Origin of the sequence: Roseovarius sp. MMSF_3281 (assembly GCF_030733685.1) — a bacterium.
Classification (GTDB): Bacteria; Pseudomonadota; Alphaproteobacteria; order Rhodobacterales; family Rhodobacteraceae; genus Roseovarius.
Map to the genome: position 1 here is coordinate 197,333 of NZ_JASHIM010000002.1, position 23,975 is coordinate 221,307.

General features: G+C 61.3%; 25 protein-coding genes and 1 riboswitch. Of the genes, 10 read left to right on the forward strand and 15 right to left on the reverse strand.

Going from position 1 to position 23,975, the window contains the following annotated elements:
• Nucleotides 1-31: 31 nt before the first annotated feature.
• The 9 genes from RBB32_RS03600 to RBB32_RS03640 all read right to left on the reverse strand — a co-directional run bounded on the left by RBB32_RS03600 (nucleotide 32) and on the right by RBB32_RS03640 (nucleotide 11,056).
• Nucleotides 32-928, reverse strand: a complete 897-nt coding sequence (locus RBB32_RS03600; protein WP_306151315.1) for a hemin ABC transporter substrate-binding protein — start codon at nucleotides 926-928, stop codon at nucleotides 32-34.
• Nucleotides 925-1,977 (reverse strand): hemin-degrading factor, encoded by a 1,053-nt coding sequence (locus tag RBB32_RS03605; RefSeq protein ID WP_306151316.1) that lies wholly within the window; start codon nucleotides 1,975-1,977, stop codon nucleotides 925-927. The genes RBB32_RS03600 and RBB32_RS03605 overlap by 4 nt, the downstream gene beginning before the upstream one ends.
• A gap of 388 nt (nucleotides 1,978-2,365) precedes the next feature.
• Nucleotides 2,366-3,679: a pitrilysin family protein gene (locus RBB32_RS03610; protein WP_306151317.1), complete on the reverse strand. Its 1,314-nt coding sequence runs from the start codon at nucleotides 3,677-3,679 to the stop codon at nucleotides 2,366-2,368.
• The gene (locus RBB32_RS03615; protein WP_371931008.1) at nucleotides 3,676-5,007 is read right to left on the reverse strand and encodes a M16 family metallopeptidase; all 1,332 of its coding nucleotides are present in this window, start codon (nucleotides 5,005-5,007) and stop codon (nucleotides 3,676-3,678) included. Before RBB32_RS03615 ends, RBB32_RS03610 begins: the two co-directional genes overlap by 4 nt.
• Nucleotides 5,008-5,094: 87 nt before the next feature.
• Nucleotides 5,095-5,625 carry a DUF3035 domain-containing protein gene (locus RBB32_RS03620; RefSeq protein WP_306151318.1) on the reverse strand — a complete coding sequence of 177 codons (531 nt, stop codon included), beginning with the start codon at nucleotides 5,623-5,625 and terminating at the stop codon, nucleotides 5,095-5,097.
• A gap of 52 nt (nucleotides 5,626-5,677) precedes the next feature.
• Nucleotides 5,678-6,151, reverse strand: coding sequence for a signal peptidase II (lspA, locus tag RBB32_RS03625; RefSeq protein ID WP_306151319.1), 474 nt, complete (start codon nucleotides 6,149-6,151; stop codon nucleotides 5,678-5,680).
• Between the two features lie 61 nt (nucleotides 6,152-6,212).
• Entirely contained in the window at nucleotides 6,213-7,802 is a 1,590-nt protein-coding gene (gene purH, locus RBB32_RS03630; RefSeq protein WP_306151320.1) for a bifunctional phosphoribosylaminoimidazolecarboxamide formyltransferase/IMP cyclohydrolase, read from the reverse strand.
• A gap of 31 nt (nucleotides 7,803-7,833) precedes the next feature.
• A complete protein-coding gene (locus RBB32_RS03635) occupies nucleotides 7,834-9,585 on the reverse strand; it encodes a heparinase II/III family protein (protein WP_306151321.1) in 1,752 nt (583 codons plus the stop codon).
• A gap of 202 nt (nucleotides 9,586-9,787) precedes the next feature.
• Nucleotides 9,788-11,056, reverse strand: coding sequence for an RsmB/NOP family class I SAM-dependent RNA methyltransferase (locus RBB32_RS03640; RefSeq protein ID WP_306151322.1), 1,269 nt, complete (start codon nucleotides 11,054-11,056; stop codon nucleotides 9,788-9,790).
• A gap of 65 nt (nucleotides 11,057-11,121) precedes the next feature.
• Between RBB32_RS03640 and RBB32_RS03645 the strand changes: the two genes are divergently transcribed.
• From RBB32_RS03645 to thiD, 4 genes are all read left to right on the forward strand, one after another.
• Nucleotides 11,122-11,301, forward strand: coding sequence for a DUF1674 domain-containing protein (locus RBB32_RS03645; RefSeq protein WP_306151323.1), 180 nt, complete (start codon nucleotides 11,122-11,124; stop codon nucleotides 11,299-11,301).
• Nucleotides 11,302-11,346: 45 nt separating this feature from the next.
• Nucleotides 11,347-11,439, forward strand: a riboswitch (TPP riboswitch).
• A gap of 59 nt (nucleotides 11,440-11,498) precedes the next feature.
• On the forward strand, nucleotides 11,499-12,287 hold the full coding sequence (thiM, locus tag RBB32_RS03650; RefSeq protein ID WP_306151593.1) for a hydroxyethylthiazole kinase: 789 nt from the start codon (nucleotides 11,499-11,501) through the stop codon (nucleotides 12,285-12,287).
• Complete coding sequence (gene thiE / locus RBB32_RS03655; RefSeq protein ID WP_306151324.1) at nucleotides 12,284-12,895, forward strand: thiamine phosphate synthase; 612 nt, start codon at nucleotides 12,284-12,286, stop codon at nucleotides 12,893-12,895. Before thiM ends, thiE begins: the two co-directional genes overlap by 4 nt.
• Complete coding sequence (thiD, locus tag RBB32_RS03660) at nucleotides 12,892-13,695, forward strand: bifunctional hydroxymethylpyrimidine kinase/phosphomethylpyrimidine kinase (RefSeq protein WP_306151325.1); 804 nt, start codon at nucleotides 12,892-12,894, stop codon at nucleotides 13,693-13,695. The genes thiE and thiD overlap by 4 nt, the downstream gene beginning before the upstream one ends.
• A 33-nt stretch (nucleotides 13,696-13,728) precedes the next feature.
• On the opposite strand, the gene RBB32_RS03665 is transcribed toward thiD, so the two are convergent.
• The 3 genes from RBB32_RS03665 to RBB32_RS03675 all read right to left on the reverse strand — a co-directional run bounded on the left by RBB32_RS03665 (nucleotide 13,729) and on the right by RBB32_RS03675 (nucleotide 16,106).
• The gene (locus RBB32_RS03665; protein WP_306151326.1) at nucleotides 13,729-14,589 is read right to left on the reverse strand and encodes an SDR family oxidoreductase; all 861 of its coding nucleotides are present in this window, start codon (nucleotides 14,587-14,589) and stop codon (nucleotides 13,729-13,731) included.
• A 248-nt stretch (nucleotides 14,590-14,837) separates the two neighbouring features.
• A complete protein-coding gene (locus tag RBB32_RS03670; protein ID WP_306151327.1) occupies nucleotides 14,838-15,593 on the reverse strand; it encodes a class II aldolase and adducin N-terminal domain-containing protein in 756 nt (251 codons plus the stop codon).
• Between the two features lie 90 nt (nucleotides 15,594-15,683).
• The gene (locus tag RBB32_RS03675) at nucleotides 15,684-16,106 is read right to left on the reverse strand and encodes a VOC family protein (RefSeq protein WP_306151328.1); all 423 of its coding nucleotides are present in this window, start codon (nucleotides 16,104-16,106) and stop codon (nucleotides 15,684-15,686) included.
• Nucleotides 16,107-16,196: 90 nt separating this feature from the next.
• Here RBB32_RS03675 and RBB32_RS03680 point away from each other — a divergent pair, with 90 nt between their 5' ends.
• On the forward strand, nucleotides 16,197-17,675 hold the full coding sequence (locus RBB32_RS03680; protein ID WP_306151329.1) for an AMP nucleosidase: 1,479 nt from the start codon (nucleotides 16,197-16,199) through the stop codon (nucleotides 17,673-17,675).
• Between the two features lie 138 nt (nucleotides 17,676-17,813).
• Nucleotides 17,814-18,101 (forward strand): HU family DNA-binding protein, encoded by a 288-nt coding sequence (locus RBB32_RS03685; protein WP_306151330.1) that lies wholly within the window; start codon nucleotides 17,814-17,816, stop codon nucleotides 18,099-18,101.
• A gap of 71 nt (nucleotides 18,102-18,172) precedes the next feature.
• Here RBB32_RS03685 and RBB32_RS03690 read toward each other — a convergent pair whose 3' ends face one another.
• Nucleotides 18,173-18,718, reverse strand: a complete 546-nt coding sequence (locus tag RBB32_RS03690) for a helix-turn-helix domain-containing protein (protein ID WP_306151331.1) — start codon at nucleotides 18,716-18,718, stop codon at nucleotides 18,173-18,175.
• Between the two features lie 99 nt (nucleotides 18,719-18,817).
• On the opposite strand from RBB32_RS03690, the gene RBB32_RS03695 reads away from it, so the two are divergent.
• Genes RBB32_RS03695 through RBB32_RS03705 form a run of 3 tightly spaced genes read left to right on the forward strand, consistent with a single transcriptional unit; the run spans nucleotide 18,818 to nucleotide 20,725 of the window.
• Entirely contained in the window at nucleotides 18,818-19,507 is a 690-nt protein-coding gene (locus RBB32_RS03695) for an AzlC family ABC transporter permease (RefSeq protein WP_306151332.1), read from the forward strand.
• Nucleotides 19,500-19,793 carry an AzlD family protein gene (locus RBB32_RS03700; protein ID WP_306151333.1) on the forward strand — a complete coding sequence of 98 codons (294 nt, stop codon included), beginning with the start codon at nucleotides 19,500-19,502 and terminating at the stop codon, nucleotides 19,791-19,793. Before RBB32_RS03695 ends, RBB32_RS03700 begins: the two co-directional genes overlap by 8 nt.
• Nucleotides 19,794-19,852: 59 nt before the next feature.
• Nucleotides 19,853-20,725 (forward strand): DMT family transporter, encoded by an 873-nt coding sequence (locus RBB32_RS03705; protein WP_306151334.1) that lies wholly within the window; start codon nucleotides 19,853-19,855, stop codon nucleotides 20,723-20,725.
• A 64-nt stretch (nucleotides 20,726-20,789) separates the two neighbouring features.
• Here the strand turns inward: RBB32_RS03705 and RBB32_RS03710 are convergent, their stop codons facing one another.
• Together RBB32_RS03710 and RBB32_RS03715 are read right to left on the reverse strand one after the other, a co-directional pair.
• Nucleotides 20,790-21,158 carry a histidine triad nucleotide-binding protein gene (locus RBB32_RS03710; protein WP_306151335.1) on the reverse strand — a complete coding sequence of 123 codons (369 nt, stop codon included), beginning with the start codon at nucleotides 21,156-21,158 and terminating at the stop codon, nucleotides 20,790-20,792.
• Nucleotides 21,159-21,168: 10 nt separating this feature from the next.
• Nucleotides 21,169-22,746, reverse strand: a complete 1,578-nt coding sequence (locus RBB32_RS03715) for a DUF5928 domain-containing protein (RefSeq protein WP_306151336.1) — start codon at nucleotides 22,744-22,746, stop codon at nucleotides 21,169-21,171.
• Nucleotides 22,747-22,892: 146 nt separating this feature from the next.
• Between RBB32_RS03715 and RBB32_RS03720 the strand changes: the two genes are divergently transcribed.
• Nucleotides 22,893-23,711, forward strand: a complete 819-nt coding sequence (locus RBB32_RS03720) for a sulfotransferase family protein (RefSeq protein WP_306151337.1) — start codon at nucleotides 22,893-22,895, stop codon at nucleotides 23,709-23,711.
• Nucleotides 23,712-23,975 lie beyond the last annotated feature (264 nt).

Genomic DNA, 23,975 nt, shown 5'->3' on the forward strand with positions numbered 1-23,975 from the left:
CGTCCTCGATATTTACCGCCTCGGCCAAGACTCAGCTTTCCTGATCATAAAGCTCGTCGTTCAGCTTGCGTATGGCTTCGGCGGTGCGTGGCCCAAAGCCCAGCATCAGCAATCCGTCCATGCGCACCACGGAACGCGTCTTCGCGGCCGGTGTCAGCTTTATCGCGGGCATCGCGAACAACTCGTCATCTGCGACGTCATGATCGCCGCCTCGATCCATCATCAGGATAACCTCAGGCGCGGCGAGGCCGACGGCTTCGTCGGACAGTTGCTTGTAACCCTCGTAGTCCGTAATTGCATTCACCCCGCCGGCCATGCGGATCAGCGCATCGGCGGCAGTGCCGGTGCCGGACGCATTGATTTTCCCGCCTTTCGTTGACAGCACGAAAAGCACACGTGTCTTGTTGGCTTGCGGGCGCTCTGCATCGGCCAGCGCCCCGGACAGGTCTACCTTGACTTCGTTGATCAACGCATCGGCACGTTCCGGCACGCCAAGCGCTGTGCCGATGATTTCAATCTTGCGCAGGATGCCTTCGGTGCTGAGCGCGTCGGGTACTTCGACAAACTCCACATCCGCCGCGCGGATGACCTCCAGTGCCTCGGGTGGTCCGGCCCCTTCCTGTGAAAGGATCAGGGACGGGCCAACTGACAACACGCCTTCAGGTGAAAGGGACCGCATGTAGCCGACATCGGGCAGGTTGGTCACCTCGGGCGGGTAGGTCGAGGTGGTGTCCCGGGCTTTCAGGCGGTGCTGCTGACCGAGGGCCGCAACTATTTCCGTCGTGGATCCCCCGATCGACAGGACATCGGCATGTGGGTTCGGCACCTCTGCGCTTTGCTGTGCGCTGACGGCCAGGGCGAGGATGGCACTGAACGTTGCCGCCCATATACCTACGTAGGCCCCGGATTTCTTGCGGCAGAAATTCATGCTGGGACCTCCGCAAGTGTTGGCAGGGCTTCGACGATCCGGCCCCATTCAGGGCGCGAATCCCGGCCTTCTTTGCCGACGCCAAAGACTTGGAAGATCAACCCGCCCTCGGCATCGAAGGCTTCCACCGATACGGCAGGCCCGCGTTGCGTGGGTTTTTCCACGGCCCAAACCTCGGCAACCTTGTCGAGGCGCAGGTGCAGGTTGAACCCCGGGTCCATCACGTTCTGCCACGGCCCCATTGGCCTAAGTGTGTGGACTGGTCCGGTGTGGATCTGGATGCAGCCACGATTGCCGACGAAGATCATGACCTCGATCCCGGCATCGCGGATGGCCTGAAGCATCGCATCGGCGGCGTCAGGCTCCAGCTGGCGCACCCATGGGCCGCCTGCGATCCGATAGGCGCCCAGACGGTTCATCTTGAGTTTCGAGCACAGCCGCAGGAATTGGTGCGTATCAGTCAGCTTGGCCCATTCCTCGCGCAGTATATCCACCTTGTCGGTTCGGGATTTAGGGCCTTCGACCGGTTTGCGCGCCTCGACCGCCTGACTGTCTGACTGGTCCGCCACGGCCAAATCTGCGACAATCCCGGCCCAGGCGTCATGGTTTGACGCGTCTCGCAGGTGAATCTTATGCACCGCGTCGCCCGCTGCATCGAAAACCTGCAACGAACGACGCGGACCCTGCTCGGTTTCGGACTCGACCGCAAAGGCATGGACCCAATGTGACGGGAAAATGCGCAGGTCGATATTCTCGGTCAAGGTCATCGCGGCATGCTCGCCGGGATGATAGTTGCCGTATTCACCGATCTTTTCATGTACGCAGGCCCCGACACGCGTCAGCGCCATGACCTCGCCAAGCGCTTCGGCGGCGGGGATGATCCCGTCGGGATGGGCGCCGATTCTCGTGGCGCCATGGCCGACACTGGCAGCAACCAGTTGAGCCTCGGATATGCCGAGGGCATCCGACGCATCGCGCGCACGCATCTTGGGGTTTTCAGCCTGAAAGGCACGGATGTCGAAAGGGCTGACAGCGGGGTGCTGTGTCATGGGCGTCCTCGGAGTTTGGAGTGTGGTCCGATGGCTGCGCCCGGTAAGAAGCGGTGCGTGGCTGTCTCAAATTACTTGACTGTTTTAGTTTGATACGACTGACGCTGCAACCCATCGCGATGCATCGCATCCCGAAATCATCAGAAAAACCGCGCCGGCCTTCGAAGGCCAAGGTATGGTGCCCGGGAATGATGGCGCGAATCCTCTCATCCGTGTTGCGTGGCACGATCACGCAAATGCACCGATCCGGTTTTGTTGAAATGCTGGCTGTAGATTGCACCAGTCGTTTACGGTGACGCGCTCGGCCAAGAACCACCGCATGAGGCGGCACCAAACGACGCGGTGTCCTGAAACTGGTCGCTCCTCCCTTCGTTGGGGCGGCGTTCCACTAATTTATCGTGCCTTCAAGGCCCTCGGGTTGACCCGCGATCACAAAGGTCAGGCGCTCAGGATCAAGCAGTTCCTTGGCGACGCGGTTCACATCTTCCAAGGTGACCGCCTCAACCATATCGTTGCGGTTCAGGATATAGTCGGTAGGCAGGTCTTCCATCTGCATCGCTACGGTGATCTTTGCGATTGGTCCGTTCCCGTCGAACCGCAAGGGATACGCCCCGGTCAGGTAGGTCTTGGCGTCCTGCAGTTCCTCGTCAGTTACGCCGTTTTCGCGAATGCGGCTCCACTCGTCCCGGATCACGGAGACGGCTTCGGCAATCCGATCATTGGCGGATGACACCGAACCCATCCAAAGTTGCGCGCCGTCCTTGTCAGCGAGATAGGAATAGACACCGTAGGTTAATCCGCGTTTTTCCCGAACCTCGTTCATAAGACGGCTTTCGAAAGAGCCGCCCCCCAAGATGTGGTTCAGAATATAAGCTGCAAAGAAATCAGGATCATCGCGATCGATTCCCGGCTGAGCAAACATGGCGACCGATTGAGGTGTCTCGAAATCAACGATCTTGACGCCCCCAGGAAGATTCGGCTTCGCCGGCCCGGGAAGCGGCGCCCCGTGTTCGGGCAATCCTGCAAGGAGTGTATCGAGTACCGTTTTCAGTTCCCCTGCCGTGATATCGCCAACGGCGCTTACATGAAGGCGATCAAGGGCCAAAGTGGCGTCGTGTGCCGCAACAAGATCATCGCGCGTCAGGTTTGCGACGCTGTCGAGCGTCCCCATGAGAGACGAGGCATAGGGATGGTCCCCATAGACAATCTTATCAAACGCCATTCCGGCCAGATCACGTGGATCCTTGAGGGCAGAGCGAATGTTGGATTGCACCTGCGCGCGAACGCGCTGAATTGCTTGATCATCGAAGCGTGGATCAACGAGGCTTTTGCGCAGTAAGTCCACCGCCTGATCACGGTTTTCTGTCAGGAAGCGCGCGGAGATACTTACAGTGTCATCATCCACACTGTAGTTGAATGAAGCGGCAATACTTTCGGTGGCCTTGGCAAACGCCCGGGCATCCATCTCGCCGGCGCCTTCTTCCAAAAGGCCCACCATCAAGTTGACAGCACCGCGTTTTTCCGGTGCATCCAACGAGGCACCACCGCGAAACCGCAGCTCCAAAGACACGAAGGGTATATTGTGGTCCTCGACAAGCCACGCGTTAATGCCGTTGGGTGTCGTGATCTCTTCTACGTCAAGCTCAGCTTGTGCGGGAAGCGCAAAGAGCGCCAGACATATGGCGAAAACATAACGGATCATTGGGTTACCTCCGGGGCCATCAATCTGCCGGTGACGGAATTTTTTCGATCCAAAACGTCATGCGCTGCGGCCATGATGTCCTCGGGCGTGACCGCTTGAAGAATCTCGGGCCAAGCCTGCACATCCTCGACCGTCAAACCTTGGGTCAAGGCGCGACCATAACGGTTGGCAAGCGCATTCACGTCGTCGCGCGCGTAAATTTGCGAAGCCTTCACCTGCATCTTGATACGGTCCAATTGCGCCCGGTCGACGCCGGTTTCCAGAAACTCGGTAAGGACCCGGTCCAAGCCGTCTTCGGCCTGATCAAGTGTCACACCCGGTGCTGGCACGACATAAAAATTCAAGGTTGTCTGGTCGAGTGATTTGCCCCGGTAATAGGCGGAGGTGTGGACGGCGATCTGGTCATCGAATTGAAGCTTTTCAGCCATGACCGACGTACTGCCACCACCCAAGATATCAGCCAGCAATGTGAGAGCCGCTGCTTTCTCCTGCGCACCGCTGTCACGTTCCGGGGCAAGATAGCTACGGGTGACATAAGGCTGTGCAACACGCGAATCTTCGTAGGCCAGCCGCCGTTCGGCCATTTGCCTTGGTTCTTTTGCGCGGCTGCGCTCGGGCAATTCGGGGTTGGCCGGAATCGCGCCATAGTAGGTCTCGGCAAGTTTGCGGACCTCGCCGGGCTGAACATCACCGGCGACCACAAGGACGGCATTGTTGGGCGCGTAATAGGTTTCGTAGTACTCGAGCGCATCAGCAAGATCCAACTGCTGCATCTCGTGCTGCCAACCGATGATGGGTACGCCATACCTGTGGTTCAAATACTGCGCAGCGCTTTTTTGTTCTCTGAACAATGCGCCGGGGTTGTTTTCAACCCGCTGATTGCGTTCTTCGATAATGACATCGCGTTCGGTTGCGATATCGCTTTCATCAAGTTGCAGGTTGACCATGCGGTCGCTTTCCATCCGCATCATCAATTCCAACCTGTCTGCCGCTACCCGTTGAAAATACGCGGTATAATCGTGGCTGGTAAAGGCGTTGTCGCTGCCACCATTGCGCGAGACGGTGGCGGATAGTTCACCGGGGTCAAGCGTTTCCGTTCCCTTGAAAAGCAGATGTTCCAAGAAGTGTGCAACACCCGAAACACCGGGTTTTTCATCGGCGGACCCGGCTTTGTACCAAACCATATGTACGACGACAGGTGCCCGGTGATCTTCGATCACCACGACCTCCATATCGTTGTCCAAGGTGAAAGCGGTCACTTGGTCATCGGCATGTAATGGCAGGGTGAAGGTCGACATTGCCATGAGCACGGCAAGAAGCAGACGCATGAAAACACTCCGTAGCTGGGGTTTGTGATCAAAATACGGTCAACCTGACCAGTTTCAAGCGTCTTGACGGAGCCGTGAACGCCCGGCTTATTCCGTTGCCGGAGGCGGGGCGCTCGGTGTTTCAATGCCTAGTCGGCGCAGGCGCCGTTGCTCGGCGTGACTGTTGAGCCATTGGCGCTTGTAGGCATCTGTATAGTCATCGGTCGGGCCAAGGCGCAGGATATTGACGCGGCCATGTCGGCGGCGCACTTCCTTGTCCTCTTGCGCAAGGGTTTGGCGAATGCCCGATTGGACGCCGTAGCGCGATGTATGTTGCACCAGCCCCGCATCACGTTGCGAGGCGGCACCTACCGCCAGCGCGGCACGGTTCCCGCCCAAGGCGGCGACGCCGTCAGCCTTTGGGTTTTGGTCCGACAGGTTCGCGGACCCGGGTGTGGGGGCCGGAAGCGAAGCGTAATCTTCGGGAGCCTGAAGTTCCTTGCCCGGTAGAATCGCAAATTCATCGGGACCTTCGCCGGGTTTGTCGATCCGCCTTAGCTGAATATCGTCACCGCGGTTCGAACATCCAGCCAGAACCCCAAGAACAACGACCAATATTGTTACACGCGAAAAGACCATCGTCCCTCTCCGAAAGAATACGCGACAGACTTAACGCATCCGAACGGCAAGGTCACGAGGCGTTTTTTCTGTCGCTGTTGAAGATCACCATTCCGAATGCACCGACGAAAACGGCAATGTCGGCAATGTTGAAGGCGTAGGGATTGTCGATACCGCAGCACGACATGTTGATGAAATCAGCGACCGCCCCATAGATCAGGCGATCAACGACATTGCCAAGTGCCCCACCGACCAAAAGACCGGCGGCGATTTTTTGCCAGCGGCCCGCCGGGTCCACCCGAACCCACCAGATGACCGCGGCAGAGATAACCAAGGCCACTATAATCAAAGTCCAGCGGGTCAGGGGGCTATCCTGCGCCATGAGGCCGAAATTTATACCATAATTCCAAGCCATGCGCAGGTTCAAATACGGTGGCCAGACATCAATTGCCATGACACGCGGCAGATCGAGCATGTGAACAACGATGTACTTCACGACCTGATCGGCCAAGAAGGTGGCGACCGCCACCCAGAATACCGTGCGCATTGTGCTCTCCTGCCTCTGGTGGCCGGGACCGGCCACCGCGCTTATGCTTATGATGCGACGCTTAGTGACGGAAATGGCGCATGCCGGTCAAGACCATGGCAAGCCCAGCCTCGTCCGCTGCCGCGATCACCTCGTCGTCGCGCATTGAGCCGCCGGGGTGAATAACCGCTGTCGCTCCGGCCTCGGCTGCTGTCAATAGACCGTCCGCGAAGGGGAAGAAAGCATCCGAGGCGACGACGCTGCCTTGGGTCAGCGGTGCGGGAAGGCCCAAGGCATCGGCCATGTCCTGTGCCTTGCGGGCGGCGATACGGCAGCTATCGACACGGCTCATTTGACCGGCACCCACACCAACGGTCGCGCCATCCTTGACGTAGACGATCGCGTTGGATTTCACATGCTTCGCGACCTTCCAGGCAAACAGCATATCGGTCATCTCGGCCTCACTCGGGGCACGTTTGGTGACAATCTTCAGATCATCTTTTGTCAGGTGCCCGTTGTCCTTGTCCTGCACAAGAAATCCACCCGAGACCTGTTTGAGCATAAGTGCCGCCTCGGCAGGATCGGCAAGACCTTCGGTCGTCAGAAGCCGCAGGTTTTTCTTGGCGGCGAACACGGCCTTGGCATCGGTATCGGCACCGGGGGCGATCACCACCTCGGTAAAGATTTTCGAGATTTCCTCGGCAGTGGGGCCGTCAAGCGGCTGGTTCAGCGCGATGATTCCGCCAAAGGCCGAGGTGCGGTCGCAATCAAAGGCTTTGGAGTAGGCTTCTTGCAGGGTCGCACCACGGGCCACACCACAGGGGTTGGCGTGCTTGATGATGGCGCAGGCCGGGCCATCCGAAGTTGCGAACTCACTGACCAGTTCAAAGGCCGCGTCGGTGTCGTTGATGTTGTTATAACTCAACTCCTTGCCTTGATGCTGTTGGGCCGTGGCCACGCCGGGGCGGGCGGCGCCATCAGTGTAAAACGCCGCCGATTGGTGCGGATTTTCACCGTAACGCAGGGTTTGGGCAAGCTGGCCCGCAACGGCACGGCGGCGCGGAGCGGCCTCATCAAGTGCCTTGGCCATCCAGCCCGAGACAGCCGCGTCATAGGCCCCTGTGCGGGCATAGGCCGTCAGTGCAAGGTGCTGACGGAAGGCATAGGTGGTTTGACCGTCGTTATTGGCCAGTTCTTCGAGAAGCGGCTGATAGTCCTCGACATCGACGACCACGTTGACAAAGGCGTGGTTCTTGGCCGCGGCACGGATCATTGCGGGGCCGCCGATGTCGATATTTTCGATGCAGGTGTCATAATCGGCACCCTTTGCCACGGTTTCCTCGAAGGGATAGAGATTGACCACCAGAAGATCGATCGCGCTGATGTCGTGATCGGTCATGGCCTTGACGTGATCGTCGTTGTCACGCAGCGCCAGAAGCCCGCCATGAACCATGGGATGCAGGGTTTTGACGCGGCCATCCATCATTTCGGGAAAACCCGTGACATCGGCTACATCGCGCACGGTAAGCCCGGCATCGCGCAGGGTTTTCGCGCTTCCGCCGGTGGACAGGAGTTCGACCCCCCGCTCTGACAAGGCGCGGCCAAGGTCGACCAGTCCGGTCTTGTCGGAAACGGAAAGAAGGGCACGGCGTACGGGGGCGAGATCGGTCATCGGCAGCGGATCCTTGGCATTGGTTGTCTGTTCAGTCGTCGGCGGTCATCAGGTCGGGCTCAAGCTCATCTTGAGCAAGGTCACGGATACTGATTGGCGTATCCTGAGCCTTGGCCAGTGACCAGCGTATGCGCGTCGCATACTCCATTGTGCGCCCGGATAGAACGATTTGTTTGGTCGCACGTGGTTTGAGGCGTGTGCGTTCAAGATAGACGCTGGATTGAAGGGCGATCCTGGTTCGGCCATCGGTTCGGAAAATCCAGATTTCACCGCTTTTGAGTACCAGGGACACCGCGGTGCCTGCCATGTCGAGCGAGGCGTCGACTTCGGGATGAAGATGAAAGCGAATCTCGAAGGGCAGGCCCTCTAAGCGCTTGATATCCATGGCCTTATCAAACTGCTTTTGATCCTTGGCGGACACCGTGGCCAGTATATCTTCGCCTGCTACCGCCCGTCCGTCGAAGGTCAAGTCGATGATGCGCGCATGGGTCAGGCCATAGGCCCCGACATAGCCGTTGTGCCCGCCTTCAAATCGTAACCCATCGCTGGCTTTCACCATTTGGATGGGAACCTCGGTGGGTGTTTTTGCCAGCAAATCCAAATCTTTACGTGATTGGCCCAAGCGCGCGCTTGACCGTCCGTCCAGCATCAAGGTGGAGTGCGACGGCGTTGCGCGGCCTGCGCGGCGCCATTCTTTGCCAAAGTTGACGCCGGAACCGCAGTTCACGATCAAGGGGCGGCGGCCGGAGGTGAGTTCAAATGCAAGGGTAGAGGCATGGGCGTTGATCGAGGCGCTGCCGGTTGGAGGCGGTGCCGCATCTATGATCAGGCTTGTTCGACCTGCGCCGATACGGGCGTAACCCATTGATAATTTTCCCGTTTTCCGGGATTTGACGCCGCTTGTGGCAAGCGCGGTATCCAACCGGCCCTCCAACCCGCGGCCGCCGCCGTGGAACCGGGCAAGGCCGCCATCGGTGTGACGCAGGGTACGCAGGGTGGGGGCGATACGTTCGATGGCAGCCCAATGGGCATCGCTGGCTGCACGTCCCGCTTCGCTGAGGGCCATGGCGGCCCATGTCAGCAAAGTGAAAACTTCCAACAATTCCTCGGGGTTACGGGTTGGAATGCCGCCTTCGGAGTCGATTTGCGACTCGCATTCGCGCGACAGGGCACGCAGGGCCGGGGCAACATGGCTTTCCATTCCCTCAAGAGACAGTCCGGCGTAGACAAGACCGGTTAACGCCTCGAACCTGGGCAGGCCGGGATGCGCGCCTTTCCAGCGGCGTGAGAGGAAAATTGTCTGCTGCGCCAGGGACTTATAGAATGCGTCCGAGGATTCACGGTCACGCGATTGAAGCAGGAAAAGGGCGTGCGAAATCCAGCGGATCAGGCGGCGCCCGGTGAGGTCGGGTGTCCAGCCGGGGCCGCGGCCGGGGCCGAAACGGGCGATCCAAGTCCATAGCCAATCCTGCGCCCGGGTGCGGGCCGGAAGGTCGCCCACGGCGGCCAGGTCATCAAGCCAGCCAAAGCCGTGCAGTGCCTCGGCGTAGTCGATATCAGGGGCGTCCAGATCCCATATATTGGTCTCGGGCTCTTGTAAAAGATGCCCCGAAAACAAGAAGTTACCGGCGCAAAGCTGCCGGCCACGGGCAAAGCTGCCGATGGTCCGGGGATCAGGATTATAGGTAAAGGCAGTGGCCGGGCGCGAGAGCGTGGCGCGCTTGGCTTCGATACGATCAAGGATGCGCGAGAGCCGCGCAGACAGGTTTGCGGGGTGTGACATATGCCTTGCCTCTGGACGCTCTTCTTGGCGCTGTTTGGCAGGGACTATACCGCGCAGAGCCGCGCAAGTCACCGCTGGATTGGTGGCATTGCCGGATCGACGGTAGATTTTCGTACGAGTCGTACGCTTACCCCGGTATTTTCGTACGAAAATCGGGGGGCGGCAAATGTGTTTCGTACGAGTCGTACGAAACCTGCCCCATTCAGCGCCGCAGGCAGGCGATATAGAACCCGTCCATCCCGCCCAGATCGGGCCAGAGATCGGGACGCAGGCGAAGGCCCCCTTCTTCGGTGATCCAGTCGGGGTCAATGCCCGGGCGGTCGAGTGCGGAGCGGTCGACGGTAAGGTCGGGGTGACTTGCGCACGCTTCGTCAACCTGACATTCACCTTCGTCCGGCAAAAGCGAGCAGGTGCAAAACACCAACCGCCCGCCGGGCTTGAGGAGGGTCAGGGCATGATCGAGCATGGCCGATTGCAATGCGATAAGCTCGCCGAATTCCGAGCCGTCCTTTGCGAAGGGCAAATCGGGGTGGCGACGAATGGTGCCGGTGGCCGAACAGGGCGCATCGAGCAGGATGGCGTCATAGGGGCCGCCGGTGTGTTCGAGGGCATCGCCGGTGATGCAATTTGCACTGAGGCCACAGCGGGCGAGGTTTTCGGTGACACGTTCCATCCGGCGCGGCGAGAGATCAAGCGCCGTGACATCGGCCCCGGCGGCGGCGAGTTGCAGGGTCTTGCCGCCCGGTGCGGCGCACAGATCAAGGATTTTCTCGCCCGGTTGCGGGGCGAGGATTTTGACCGGCAGGGCGGCGGCGGCATCCTGCACCCACCAATCGCCGGTGTCGAAACCGGGAAGGGTTGAGACCTGGGCCGCGTCGGTCAGGCGGATGGAACCGGTGGGCAGCAAGGCGCCGCCCAGTTTCTCGGCCCAAAGGGCGCCGTCGCCCTTGGGCGTGATATCCAGCGGGGCGCCGTTGAAATGGGCGCGCTCCATCGCGGTGACCCGCCCGGCCCCCCAAGCGGCGACCAGCGGATCGCGCAGCCATTTGCGCAGTCGCGGCAGGCGCAGGTCATTCCATGAGCGGGCGCCATCCTCGGCCGCCTTGCGCAGCACGGCGTTCACCAGCCCCTTGAGGTTGCCATAGCGCTTGTTGCGCCCGACAAGGCCCACCAGATCGTTGACCACGCCATGGGCATCGCCGCCCATGCAAAGTTCGACCGTGCCAAGACGCAGGATGTTGAACACATGCAGCGGCGGCGGCTTGCGCAGGTGACGGTTAAGCAAGCGGTCGGCCCGGTCGATGCCGCGCAGGGTATCGTTGGCAAGGCGCTGGGCGCGGGCGCGGTCGGCGGGGTCGAGGCGGTCAAGTTTGCCGGCGGCGATGAGATCGGACATGAGCCGCCCTTCGCCGATCACCTGATCGAGAAGGTAAACCGCGCTTTGGCGGGCGTTTGGCGCGGGCTGCGGCATGGGTTCTCCTTGGACATGGGCGTGGCGCGGCGTATATCAGGGGGAAAGATGCAAAGGAAGAACCCATGACAGACGAGCAAAAGGACCTTCCAGAGGCGGCCAAGCGGGCCTTGGCCGAGGCCGAGGAACGGCGGCAAAAGGCCGAGGCGCAGGCATTGCCCAAGGAATTGGGCGGACGGCGCGAGGGGCTGGAGCCTGTGCGCTATGGCGATTGGGAGAAAAAGGGCCTTGCGATTGATTTTTGATCGCGCGCCTTTGCGGTTGACGCTGCGGGCAGGACCCATAGGTTAGAGATGCGGCAGGGGCGCCCCGGACGGGGCTGAGATGGACCCTTTGAACCTGACCCGGATTATACCGGCGGAGGAAGTTGCGGGACCGATCAGCCTTTTTCGCGTGTCGCGTTCTGCTGCCCCGCCGTCCACCGGCGGAGAGGAGAATGACGATGGAAAAGATCGGCACCTATCTTGAGGCCATGCGCGCCGCGCCGCCGCTTGTGCAGAATATCACCAATTATGTTGCGATGAACGTGGTGGCCAACGTGATGTTGGCCGCTGGGGCCTCGCCCGCGATGGTGCATGCGCGCGAGGAAGCGGCGGAATTTGCCGGGATCGCCAGTGCCCTGACCGTGAATATCGGCACGTTGGACCCCGAGTGGGCGGCGGCGATGGAAGAGGCCGCGCAGGTGATGAACGCGGCGGGCAAGCCTTGGGTTCTGGACCCGGTGGCGGTGTTTGCCACGGGGTTTCGGCGTCAGGCGGTTGCCCGTTTGGTCGCGTTGAAGCCGACGGTCATTCGCGGCAATGCTTCGGAGATCATGGCGGTTGCGGGTGCCGAGGCTGCTGGCCAGGGGGCCGATGCAGGCGATGCGGTAGAGGCCGCCGAGGAGGCCGCACGCGGTTTGGCCAAGCAGACCGGCGGGGTCGTGGCCGTGACGGGCGAAGTGGATTTCGTGACCGATGGCGCGCGGGCCTATCGTGTGGACAACGGCCATGCGGTGATGCCGAAGGTCACCGCGCTGGGCTGTTCCCTGACGGGGGTCGTGGGGGCCTTCGTGGCCGGGCAACCCGCCTTGGAGGGCACGGTTGCGGCGCTGGCCTATTACGGGTTGGCCGGGGAGCGCGCGGGCGCGCGGACGGATGGCCCGGGCAGCTTTGCCGTGGCCTTTCTGGACGAGTTGCACGGGATGACGCCCGAAGGCTTGAGCGCCGGGGCGCGGGTGCGTGCGGCATGATCGGGCCGGTTTATTTCATCACCGACCCCGGCGCGGGTTTGCCGGTTGAGGAACAGGCCATGGCGGCGGCCCGGGGAGGGGCCGCCGTGGTGCAGTTGCGCGACAAGGCGGCCAGCGACGACGAGATGCTGGAGCTTGCGCGCGGTTTGCGTGAGGCATTGCCGGAGGCCGTGAAGCTGATCGTCAACGACCGGGTCGATGTGGCGGTCTGGTCGGGGTGCGACGGGCTGCATATCGGGCAGGGGGATGGCGATGTGGTGGCCGCCCGCAAGCGGCTGGGCCCGGATCGGATATTGGGCCTGTCGATCGAGCGCGAAAGCCAGGTGGCGGCGATCCCGACGGGGTATGTGGATTACATCGGTGTGGGGCCGGTGCGGGCGACGGCGACCAAGCCGGACCATGCGGCCCCCATCGGATTTGACGGGTTGGCGCGGATCATCGGCGCGGCGGGCCTGCCCGCCGTGGCGATTGGCGGGATCGGGCCGGGCGATGCGGGGCAGGTGAAACTGGCCGGGGCCGAGGGCGTGGCCGTGGTGTCGGCCATCGCGCGGGCGGACGACCCCGAGGCGGCGGCGCGGAGCCTTTTGGAGGAATGGGAGCAAGCATGAGCGAGCGTGTGGCGAATATCCTGTCGATTGCCGGGTCGGACCCGTCGGGCGGCGCGGGTATACAGGCGGATTTGAAGGCGATTTCGGCCAATGGCGGCTATGGCATGGCGGCCTTGACCGGGCTGACGGCGCAGAACACCCAAGGCGTGCAGGGGGTTGAACTGATCTCGCCCGAGTTCGTGGCGGCGCAGGTCAATTCCATTCGCGATGATATCCGGGTGGACGCGGTGAAGATCGGGATGCTGGGCACCGCCGGGATTATCGAGGCGGTGGCCGGGGCGCTGGAGGGCTTGGCGGCGCCCGTGGTGCTGGACCCGGTGATGGTGGCCAAGGGCGGTGACCGGTTGTTGCATGCCGAAGCCGTGGCGGCCCTGCGCGATGTGCTTTTGCCGCGCGCCACGGTGATTACCCCGAACCTGCCGGAAGCGGCGGATTTGCTGGGCGAAGGTGAGGCGCAGGATCTGGAGGCGATGGAAGGCCAAGCGCGGGCGCTGTTGGATATGGGCGCGCGGGCGGTTCTGTTGAAGGGTGGCCATATGGGCGACAGCGAGGCCGTTGACCTGTTGTGCGAAGGCGAGGGGATGACCCGCCTGCGCGCGCCCCGGCACGAGACTCGCAATACCCATGGCACGGGCTGTACCCTGTCGTCGGGTTTGGCGACGTGGTTGGGGCGGGGCGATGACCTGCGCCAAGCGGCGGCCAAGGCCAAGGATTACATCAGCGGCGCCATCGGCGCGGCGGATGGTCTGGACGTGGGGCACGGCCATGGGCCGGTGCATCATTTCCACGCGCTATGGTAAGGCGTGCTTGGCAGCCCTGACGGGCTTTCTCGCTCAGGGTTCGGCGGTTGCGGTGAGGAGGGCCTTTAGCCCTGCGCGGTAATCCGGGTAGATGAGGTTAACGCCCAGTTCGTCTTTCATCCGGGTGTTATCGACGCGTTTGGATTCAGCATAGAAGCTGCGGGCCATGGGCGTCATTTCGGCGGTTTCAAAATCTTCTTCGGGGGGCAGGGGCGCGCCCAGAAGCTTTGCGGCGTAGCCTATGACGTCTTGTGGCGGGGCCGGGTCGTTATCACAGACATTGTAGGCCGCGCCGGGGTTGGGGCGCATGATCGAGGCCTCAAGCACCTGTGCGATGTCATCGACGTGAATCCGGCTAAAGACTTGCCCCGGTTTGACGATGCGCCGCGCTTTGCCTTGGCGGACCTTGGCGAAGGGGCCGCGACCGGGGCCGTAGATGCCGGCAAGACGGAAGGTATGCAGCGGCAGGCCGGGGATGGATTGCCAATCGGCCTCGGCCTTGACCCGCAGGTTGCCGCGCTTGGTGGACGGGGTAAGGGGGGTGTCCTCGGCCACCCAGTCGCCTTGGTGGTCGCCGTAGACGCCGGTGGTGGAAAGGTAGCCTGCCCATTCCAGCCGGGGGGCGATTTCGGTGATCTTGTCGCGGTATTGTGCAAGGGTTGGATCGCCATCTTCGCTTGGTCCGGCGGAGATCAGCAGGTGGGTCGCCTGATCGAAGGCTTGGCCGAGGTCGCCATCGGGCCAGAGCACGGCTGTTACGCCTTCGGCGCGCAGCGCCTCGGCCTTTTCCGCGCTGCGGGTGGTGCCGTAGATGCGCCAGCCTTGCGGAACAAGGCGGCGGGCAAGGGCGCGGGCGGAATAGCCATGGCCGAAGGAGAGAAGTGTTTTGGTCATGGGCGATGAATTGGGCAGTTGGCGGCGAAAGACAAGGGGGAAGCGGCAAGTCTGAATTGCGCCGGCGTGGAATCAAGGCGCGCAGCGCCGCCGCGCCATCGGCGGGCCGCCCCCACGGCCCGGCGATTGGGTTCCTTTTGTTGTATGACCTGACAGTCACGCGCCAGTTCGAGGATAAAGTGCTATATACCGTTCGTCGGATCGCCGCGCCGCGGCCCGCCCATGGCGCGGCTCCTAGCCCAGTTCGTTCAACTGGCGTATTTATCGCCTTCCTCGTCCAGGATCGCCTTGAGTTCGGCCAAGTGCCGTTCGTCCTGTTCAGGGTAGCTTTCCAACTCTTGCGCGGTTTTCTCGGCCACTTCATCCGACAGGACGCGCAGGGGTTGCCCGGTTTGCAGGGCGCGGATGTAGGTTTCGGCGGCGCGTTCGAAATAATACAGGCGGTTGAAGGTTTCGGCCACGGTGTCGCCGATGATCATGATGCCGTGGTTGCCCATGATCATGACCTTTTTCTTGGGGTCGTCGAACAACTGGGCACAGCGTTCGCCCTCATCCTCGAAGGCCAGCCCGCCATAGTGATCGTCGATCACGTAGCGGTTGAAGAAGGTGGCGCAATTCTGGTCGATAGGGGGCAGGTTGCTGTCGGCCAGCGTGGCCAGCACCGTGGCATGGATGGAATGCACATGCATGGCGCAGCGGGCGTGCGGGCAATGCCGGTGCAGCCCGCCGTGCAATCCCCAGGCGGTGGGATCGGGCGCGCCGGGTTTGTCCAGCGTGTCGGGATCGTTGGCGTCGACCTCGATCAGGTCCGAGGCCTTGATGCGGGAAAAATGCATCTGGTTGGGGTTCATCAGGAACCGGGTGCCATCGTCGTTGATCGACAGGCTGAAGTGGTTGGCGACGCCTTCGTGCATGTTGAGGCGGGCCGTCCAGCGGAAAGCGGCGGCCAGATCGACCCGTTCATTCCAGTGGGTGAGGTTGGCCGTTTGTTTCGGTGCGTTCATGGGTGTTTCCTTTCGCGGTTTGGCGAAAGGGTCGGGGAGGGCGCGGGGGAAGTCAATGGGGCCTGAGCCTTGGTGCCGGGACCGGCGCGGCTATGCCTTCGGCCGTGACGGCACCCAGCAGTACCCGTCCCGGCACAGGATGAAGCATTCGCGCAGGCCGTGGGGTTTGTCGGTCGGTGGTTGCAGGATGGTGCCGCCTGCGTCTTCTGCCTTCTGGGCGGCCTTTTCGGGGTCGCAATCGTAGAGCCGGATTTCGATGCCTGCCCCGCGCGGCGGGTTTTCCGGCAGAAGGCCCAGCAAGGGGTTTTCGGCATAGGTGCCATCGGCGTGCAATTGCAGGATGTTCGCACCATGGGTCATGATGGCGAAATCCGGGCTGAGGCGGTGGGCCGTCATGCCGAAGACGGTTTCCAGAAACCGGGCGCTGCGGGGGACATCGGTGACAAGGATGTTGAAGCCAAAACCGCGCAGGGAGGCGCCGAAATCCTCGGGGCTGACGGTGTCATAATCCATGGCGATCTCCGCTGTCCTGTCGCGGTCAGGTTGATTGCGCCTTGGGGGCGTGTCAACGTGGGTTTGCGACAGGGTTCGAGAGGAAAACGAATGGCAAGCGACGATCCACAGGTTTTGGTGCCCGAGGTGCCCGCGCGCGAGGGATTCAGCGATGCGGGCGCGGCGGTGGCGCGGTTGGAGTTGCTTTATACCCGCGCGGTCGAGCATCTGTGCCAAGCCTTTCGTCAGGCCTTGGCCGGGGATGTGCCGCAGGCCCGGGTGCGGGCCTATTACCCCGAGATACGGATCACCACGCAAAGCCATGCGCAGGTCGACAGCCGGTTGAGTTTCGGCCATGTGGCCAACCCCGGCACCCATGCGGCGACGGTGACGCGACCGGGGCTTTTCCGCAATTACCTTGAGCAGCAGATCGCGCTTTTGGTGAAAAACCACGGTGTGCCGGTCGAGATCGGCGTGTCGGATACGCCGATGCCGGTGCATTTCGCGGTGGCCAATGAGCCGGGCATGACCGTCCCGCAGGAGGGCGCGGCGCAATTCACGCTACGCGATGTGTTCGACGTGCCCGACCTGGCGACGACGAATGATGACATCGTCAACGGTATATTCCAGGCGGCGCCGGATGGTGTGGGCCCACTGGCGCCCTTTACCGCGCAGCGGGTGGATTATTCGCTGGCGCGGCTGGAGCATTACACGGCCACCGACCCCGGCCATTTCCAGAACCACGTGTTGTTCACCAATTACCAGTTCTACGTCAGCGAGTTCGAGGCCTATGCCCGGCGGGTGCTGGGCGATCCGGACAGTGGCTATACCTCTTTCGTGGGGACCGGGAATGCCGAGATCGCCGCCCCGGACGGGGATTTGCGGGTGCCTGCCAAGCTGCCGCAAATGCCGACCTATCACCTGAAGCGCGCCGACGGGTCGGGGATTACGCTGGTCAATATCGGGGTGGGGCCGTCGAACGCGAAGACGGCGACGGATCATATCGCGGTGTTGCGCCCGCATGCATGGGTCATGGTGGGGCATTGCGCGGGGCTGCGCAATTCGCAGCAGTTGGGCGATTTCGTTCTGGCGCATGCCTATTTGCGGGAGGACCGGGTGCTGGATGCCGATTTGCCCGCCTGGGTGCCGATCCCGGCCTTGGCGGAAATCCAGATCGCGCTGGAGCAGGCGGTGGCGCATGAGACCGAGCTTGAGGGGTATGACCTGAAGCGGATCATGCGGACCGGCACCGTGGCCAGTTTCGACAACCGCAACTGGGAATTGCGCGAGCATACCGGCCCGGTGCAGCGCTTGAGCCAGAGCCGGGCGATCGCGCTGGACATGGAAAGCGCCACGATAGCGGCCAACGGGTTTCGCTTTCGCGTGCCTTATGGGACACTGTTGTGCGTCAGCGACAAGCCGCTGCATGGCGAGTTGAAATTGCCGGGCATGGCGAGCGATTTTTACAAGGCGCAGGTGGCCCGGCACCTGATGATCGGAATCCGCGCCATGGAGACCTTGGCCACCATGCCGTTGGAGCGGATTCACAGCCGGAAACTGCGGAGTTTCGAGGAAACGGCCTTTTTATAGGGGAAAATCCCAAGAAAATCGTGACAAAATGCATGAAATCGGGTTGCCTTTGCCCACTATTCGTTGTGTTTAATCGCTAGATACAGTTAAATCACGCGCATGAGGCCCAAGAAACGGGCAGAAACAGGAGACCAGAAAATGGCAAAACCGATGACCAAAACCCAGCTTGTTGCGGCCCTGGCCGAAGAAATGGGCACTGACAAGAAAACCGCCGGCGGCGCGCTGGATTCGATCGTAAACATCATTACCCGCGAAGTGTCGGGCGGTGGTGCCGTGACCCTGCCGGGTGTTGGCAAGATCTATTGCCGCGAGCGCCCCGAGCGCATGGTGCGCAACCCCGCCACCGGCGAACAGATCAAGAAAGAGGCCGACAAGGTGGTGAAGATGACCATCGCCAAGGCACTGAAGGACAGCGTGAACGGCTGATCTTTCTTTCATGAGAGTTTTCGAAAGGGTCACCCGGTGGGTGGCCCTTTTCATGTGGCGCGGTCCCGTGTTCAGCGCGTTTCCATGATCAGGCATATGACCGTTCCGGGGGCGCGGGCCGCGTAACTGTGGGCGGTATCGGCGGGAAAGGCATAGTAATCGCCGGGCGCAAGATCGACTTCGTTGCCCTCTGGCCCGATCAGGGCGCGCCCTGTGCAGACAACCGCATGTTCAATGCTGCCTGTCGGATGCCCGCAGGAATGCCGCGCCTCGCCCGGTTCAAGCGCCATGCGATAGATATCGCGGCGGGCGGCATGCGGGTTGGCCGACAGAAGCGTTGCCGCGATGTTGGCCTGATCGGATGGCAGGGCCGTGCCTTCGCTTGCCCGGATCAGCCTTGTGGCGGGTTGCGGGGTTTCGAAAAGGCAACTGAAGGGCACATCCAGCGCCGTGGCAAGGGACCACAGCGTTTCGATACTTGGATTGCCCTTCGCCGATTCCAGTTGCGAAAGCGTCGATTTGGCGATTCCGGCCCGGGTGGCAAGCGCCGAAAGGCTGAGGCCCGCGCGGGTGCGTTCCCGGGTGATGGCGGCGGCGATCATTTGGTTTGGTTGCATGGGTCCACTTTAACGAACACTTGTTCGGCTTGACGAACGAACGGGTGTTCATTATATCGTACGAGGCTGAAAAGCCAACCTTGAGCGAAAGGAACACCCATGCCTTGGAAAAGTGATATTCAACAAGGGTTTCGCGATATCGCGCCTTTGGCCGTGGGGGTTGCGATTTACGGTCTTGCCTTTGGCCTGCTTGCCGCACAGGCGCGCATGGACGGATTGCAGACCGGCATGATGGGGGCCTTGGTTTTTGCCGGGGCATCACAGATCGTGGTTGTCGAGCGCATCGTGGCGGGGGCCGGGGCGATGACCGCCGTGCTGGCCGGGTTGGCCTTGAACCTGCGATTGCTGATGATGACGGCCGCCCTGCGAGAGGATCTTTCGGCGCGCCCGTGGTGGCAGGTGATGCTGGGCGTTCACCTGACCAGCGACGAGAATTGGGCCTTGATGCATGCCACGCGGAGGCAGGGCCATGCGGTGGGCTATTGGTATCTTGTCGGCGGTGGGCTGTGCCTGTTGCTTGTTTGGGTTTCTTCGACAACGCTTGGTGCCGTCTTGGCCCAAGCCATGCCCGAGCCGCGCGCGCTGGGCATGGATTTCGCCTTTACGGCAGCATTCATCGCTATCCTGCGCGGTCTTTGGCGCGGGCCACGGGCGGACCTGCTGCCTTGGCTGATATCCGGTGGTGCGGTCGTGGTCCTGGTGACGGTGGTGCGGATCGAACCGTCATGGGCCTTGGTTCTGGCCGCCGGTCTGGGGGCCGGATTTGCAGGAGTGCGCGGTAATGCCTGATTTCGGGTTGGTCCTTTTGATGTTGGCCGGGGGCACATTCGCCATTCGGCTTGGCGGGTATTGGCTGGGCCGTCGGTTGCCGGCTACGGGCGGTTGGGCGCAGGGTTTGAGCGCCTTGCCGGGGTGCCTGATCCTGTCGCTTGTGGCGGTTCAGCTTTTGCAGGGCGGACCGGCGGAATGGGGTGCGGCGCTGATTGCGGTTCTGATTGCCTTGCTGACCCGTAATCTGCCGCTGACCATGCTGGCGGGTATCCTTGCCGTGCTGGCGCTGCGCGCCGTGGTTTGACGGCTTTCCATTCCCTGACTGCTGTGGCAAGCCCGTCTTACGGGACGTGAGGGCAAGCAATGGATATTCGCGCAGTCGTTATGGGAGTCGCATTTGCGGTGATGTGGTCGAGCGCCTTTACCTCGGCGCGGATCATCGTGGCCGCCGCGCCGCCTTTGACGGCGCTGAGCCTGCGGTTCCTGATCTCGGGGCTTCTGGGGGTGCTGATCGCCCGGATGCTTGGGCAAAGCTGGCGCCTGACCAAGGCGCAATGGCGGGCGACGGTGATTTTCGGGATTTGCCAGAATGCCCTTTACCTTGGCCTGAATTTCGTCGCGATGCAGACCATCGAAGCCGGGCTTGCGGCGATTATCGCCTCGACCATGCCCTTGTTGGTGGGCCTGGCCGGGTGGCTGATTTTCGGTGAGCGCATCGGCGGCTTGGGCATGGTCGGCCTTTTGGCCGGGGTTCTGGGGGTCGTCATCATCATGGGCGCGCGTTTGAGCGGCGGGGTGGATATGTACGGGCTGACGCTGTGTGTGGCCGGGGTGATCGCCCTGACCTTTGCCACATTGGCGGTGCGCGGGGCCACGTCGGGGGGGAATTTCCTGATGATCGTGGGCTTGCAGATGCTGGTGGGCAGTGCGGCGCTTGGCGTGGCGGCGGTGAGTCTGGAGACAGTTGTCGTCGACTGGAGCTGGCCGTTGATCGCCGCCTTTGCCTATACCACCCTTGTTCCCGGTTTGGCCGCGACACTGGTGTGGTTCATGCTGGTCAACCGGATCGGGGCGGTGAAGGCGGCGACCTTCCACTTTCTCAACCCGTTCCTTGGGGTGGCGATTGCCGCGGTGATCCTTGGCGAGCAACTGGGCCTGCGCGAGGGTCTGGGCGTGGCGGTGATCATGGGCGGTATTCTGGCGGTGCAGCTGTCGAAACAGAAGCGCGCCGCCTGACCCATGAGGCCCGATGTCTTGCCCGACGGTATCGGGCAAGATGTGGTGAGGGGGCCCGGACGCGTCAGGCCTTGTCCAGCATCCGGCCAAGCGGCCGCCCGGCAAGGATATGGACGTGCAGGTGCGGCACCTCCTGCACACCGTTTTCACCGGCGTTCGAGATCATCCGAAAACCGCCATCCTCGATGCCCTTGAGTTTACAGACCTCGCCGATGGCGCGGGTGTAATCGGCGATCTCGGCATCCGAGGCGTTTTGCGCGAAATGATCGTAGGACACATAGGGCCCCTTGGGAATGACCAGCACATGCACCGGGGCCTGCGGTTGGATATCGTTGAAGGCGAGGCTGTGCTCGGTTTCAAGCACGGTGTCATTGGGAATCTCGCCGCGCAGGATTTTGGCAAAGATATTCTGATCGTCGTAGGTATAGGGCATCGGGCTGTCCTTAATCGGCAAAGAGATGTTCGGTTTGCGCGATCTTTAGCGCCTTGTCGTGGGGAACATCAAGAAAGGGGGCGATGGCACGGGCGTGTTGATCGCTGTCGTTGCCTTCGCGCAGGATGTTATGGTTCTCAAACTCGGCGTCGCGGATACGGTCGGATTCGAAAACCAGGTCGGCGCGGATCGTGGGCAACAGCCGTTCAAGCGTTTCTTCCGGGGTCTGTTCCCCGGCAAGGCCCACGCGCATGGCATGGCCGATCAAGTAGTCGTCGGAAAACTGCGTCTGAATTTCCAGAAGCTTGACGGTGGACCGGTCGCCGCAGAAATCCTGCAAAAGATCAAGGTTGCCGGGGTCCATGCAGACGATCAGGCGGTCGGTGCCGTAGTAATCGAACAACATCCGCATCAGGGCGCGGCGGTGGCGCGTGCGCTTGCCAAGCGTGGCCTGAATACCCCCCAGGTCGGGCAACGCCGTCGATTCCTCGTTGAACAGGTATTCAACGGTGGGAATATTGGTGAGCTGTCGGATTCTATCGAGCAGCCGCTTGGCGACGTGCCACTTCTTGCAGATCACGATCATCAATTCGCGATCGCGGCCAAGGGTGCTTTCGGTTTCCCAAAAGCGGGTGGCGAAGCGGCGGCCGATGCGGCCCCGGCCGCTGAGGAACTTGAACAGGCTGCGGCCTTCGTTCGAGATCTGGAACTCGGCCTCGTCGTCGGCGTAAAGCGCGCCAAGCCGGGTTTTGAGTTCCGTCGCCTCGGGGCTGATCTTGCGGGCAAAGAGGAAATCCTGACTGCGCAGCAGGTCGTAGTGATCGTTGTAGAAGGTCACCGGCATGCCGTAATCGGTGAACATCAGGAAGGTCAGGGTGCGGGGGCGAATTTCATCCGCCGGGACAAGGTGGCGCACCAAGGTCTGGAAAAAGGTTTCATCGGGAATCCAGGTGGTGCGGAAAAACCGCATCACGTCGCGGCGGCTGCGGGTGAAGTCGATGATCCATTCGATGGTGCGGCGGCGCAGGCACCACCATTGGCTGCCGATCTGAACCTGTATATCCCCGGGAATCTTGCGGGTCAGCCCAAGGCGCCTTTGCAGGTTGTAGGATGTGTAAAAGCGCCGTTTCTGGGTGCGTTCATTAAAGAAATGACGGTAAATCAACCGCTCTTCCTTCATGCCGGTCTTGATCCAGTCACTTTCGAAGTAGTCAAAGCTTTCGATGTAGTCGACATCGTTGCGATCAAGGAAATCATGGGCATAGCGGGCCGATTTGATGGCCGCGCAATCGCCCGACAGCATGTAGAAATGCGTGGCGCGCGGGAATTGATCGACAGCCGCCTCGACCGCGTTAAGCGTGGCCTGCACCAGCGACCATTCCCCCCAGCCGCATTTGATGCGCTTCTTGGCGAAGGTGACGTTGGGGTTTTCGGCAAGGCTGTCGCGGATCCTGGTGAAATGCTCGGGCTTGGCGCGGGCATCGAAATGGATCGACATGTAATCCCCGGCAGCGGTCAGCATATTGGCCTGTTTGATGATCGCGTCCGGATCCTTGTGGCACAGAAGTATGAACGCGATTTTCGCCATTATCGAAACAATTTACCCTAGTTTGCGCTGTTGTTTACATTGATAGTCCTGAATGGACCCTGAAGAAACAGGGTTTCTTTGTATTTTTTAAAGGGTTAAACACTAATCAACCCGGAAAAAGGGATTTTATCGCGGAGGCAGCGAGCATGGGATTTCCCGGAACATGGATGACCGAAAGTGAAAGCGTGGTCTACCGCGTGGTGCCCAAGTGCGCCTGTTCGACCATCGGCCAGATCATGTATTATTCAGATCATGGCGCGTTTTTCGACGGTGACATTCACGATGCCGAAACCGGCCTTCACAAATGGGCCCGGGAAGACAGCCAGCCTTTGATCAAGGCGAATGTGAAAACCCATACCTCCTATGCCTTCACCTGTGTGCGCAACCCCTATACCCGGATCCTGTCATCGTTCTTCGACAAGATCTGCGGGATCCAGCGGAACGGCAAACGCTATCGCGGGAAGCTGGTGCCGCTTTTGATCCAGAAATACGGGATCGAAGTGGGCGGCGAGGATGGCAAGCAGGAGTTCGACCAGATCCAGAGTTTCCGCCGCTTCTTGCTGTTTGCGCGCGATACCATCCGCTGGCGGCGCCCGATGGACCCGGATATCCACTGGTCGGCGATGTCGGGCCATGTCTCGACCTTCATTGCGAATGGCGGCACCTACGACAAGATTTTCTGGACCGAAGCCTTCAATGACGGGATGGGCGAGGTTCTGGGCGCGATCAAGACCAAACATGATGTCGATCTGCAGGCGATCCCGCGTTTCAACGAAAGCGAAGGGCACGGGCCCAAGCGCGCGCATCCGGTGGAAGATTATTTCGACGACCTGTCGATGCACCTGGTGAAAGAGATTTATCACCGCGATTTTGAGTTGTTCAAATACGACTTCGACGACCCTTCGAACAAGATGCCGATCGGTGAGATCGACCTTGACGAGGTGCATGCCAAGCTGGGCGAGTAAGGCTTGCTCCGCCGAATTCGGGGGCGCTACCCCCGCCGTTGAAACCCTGCGGCTTTCAACGACTCCCCCGGGGTATTTTCACCAAGCAAAAGCCACTTACGCTTTGTTAACCATGCTGGGGTTAGGCTGGGGATGCGGTACAGGCTGGGGAGCCGATGACCGCCCAAGGAAAAGCCGCCGCGCCTGGTTCGGTTTGCATCGGCAAAGGTCCGAACGACGCCGCCGGGCGAGGCATGCTTTCACGGTGCGCCCTTTGTCCCCTGT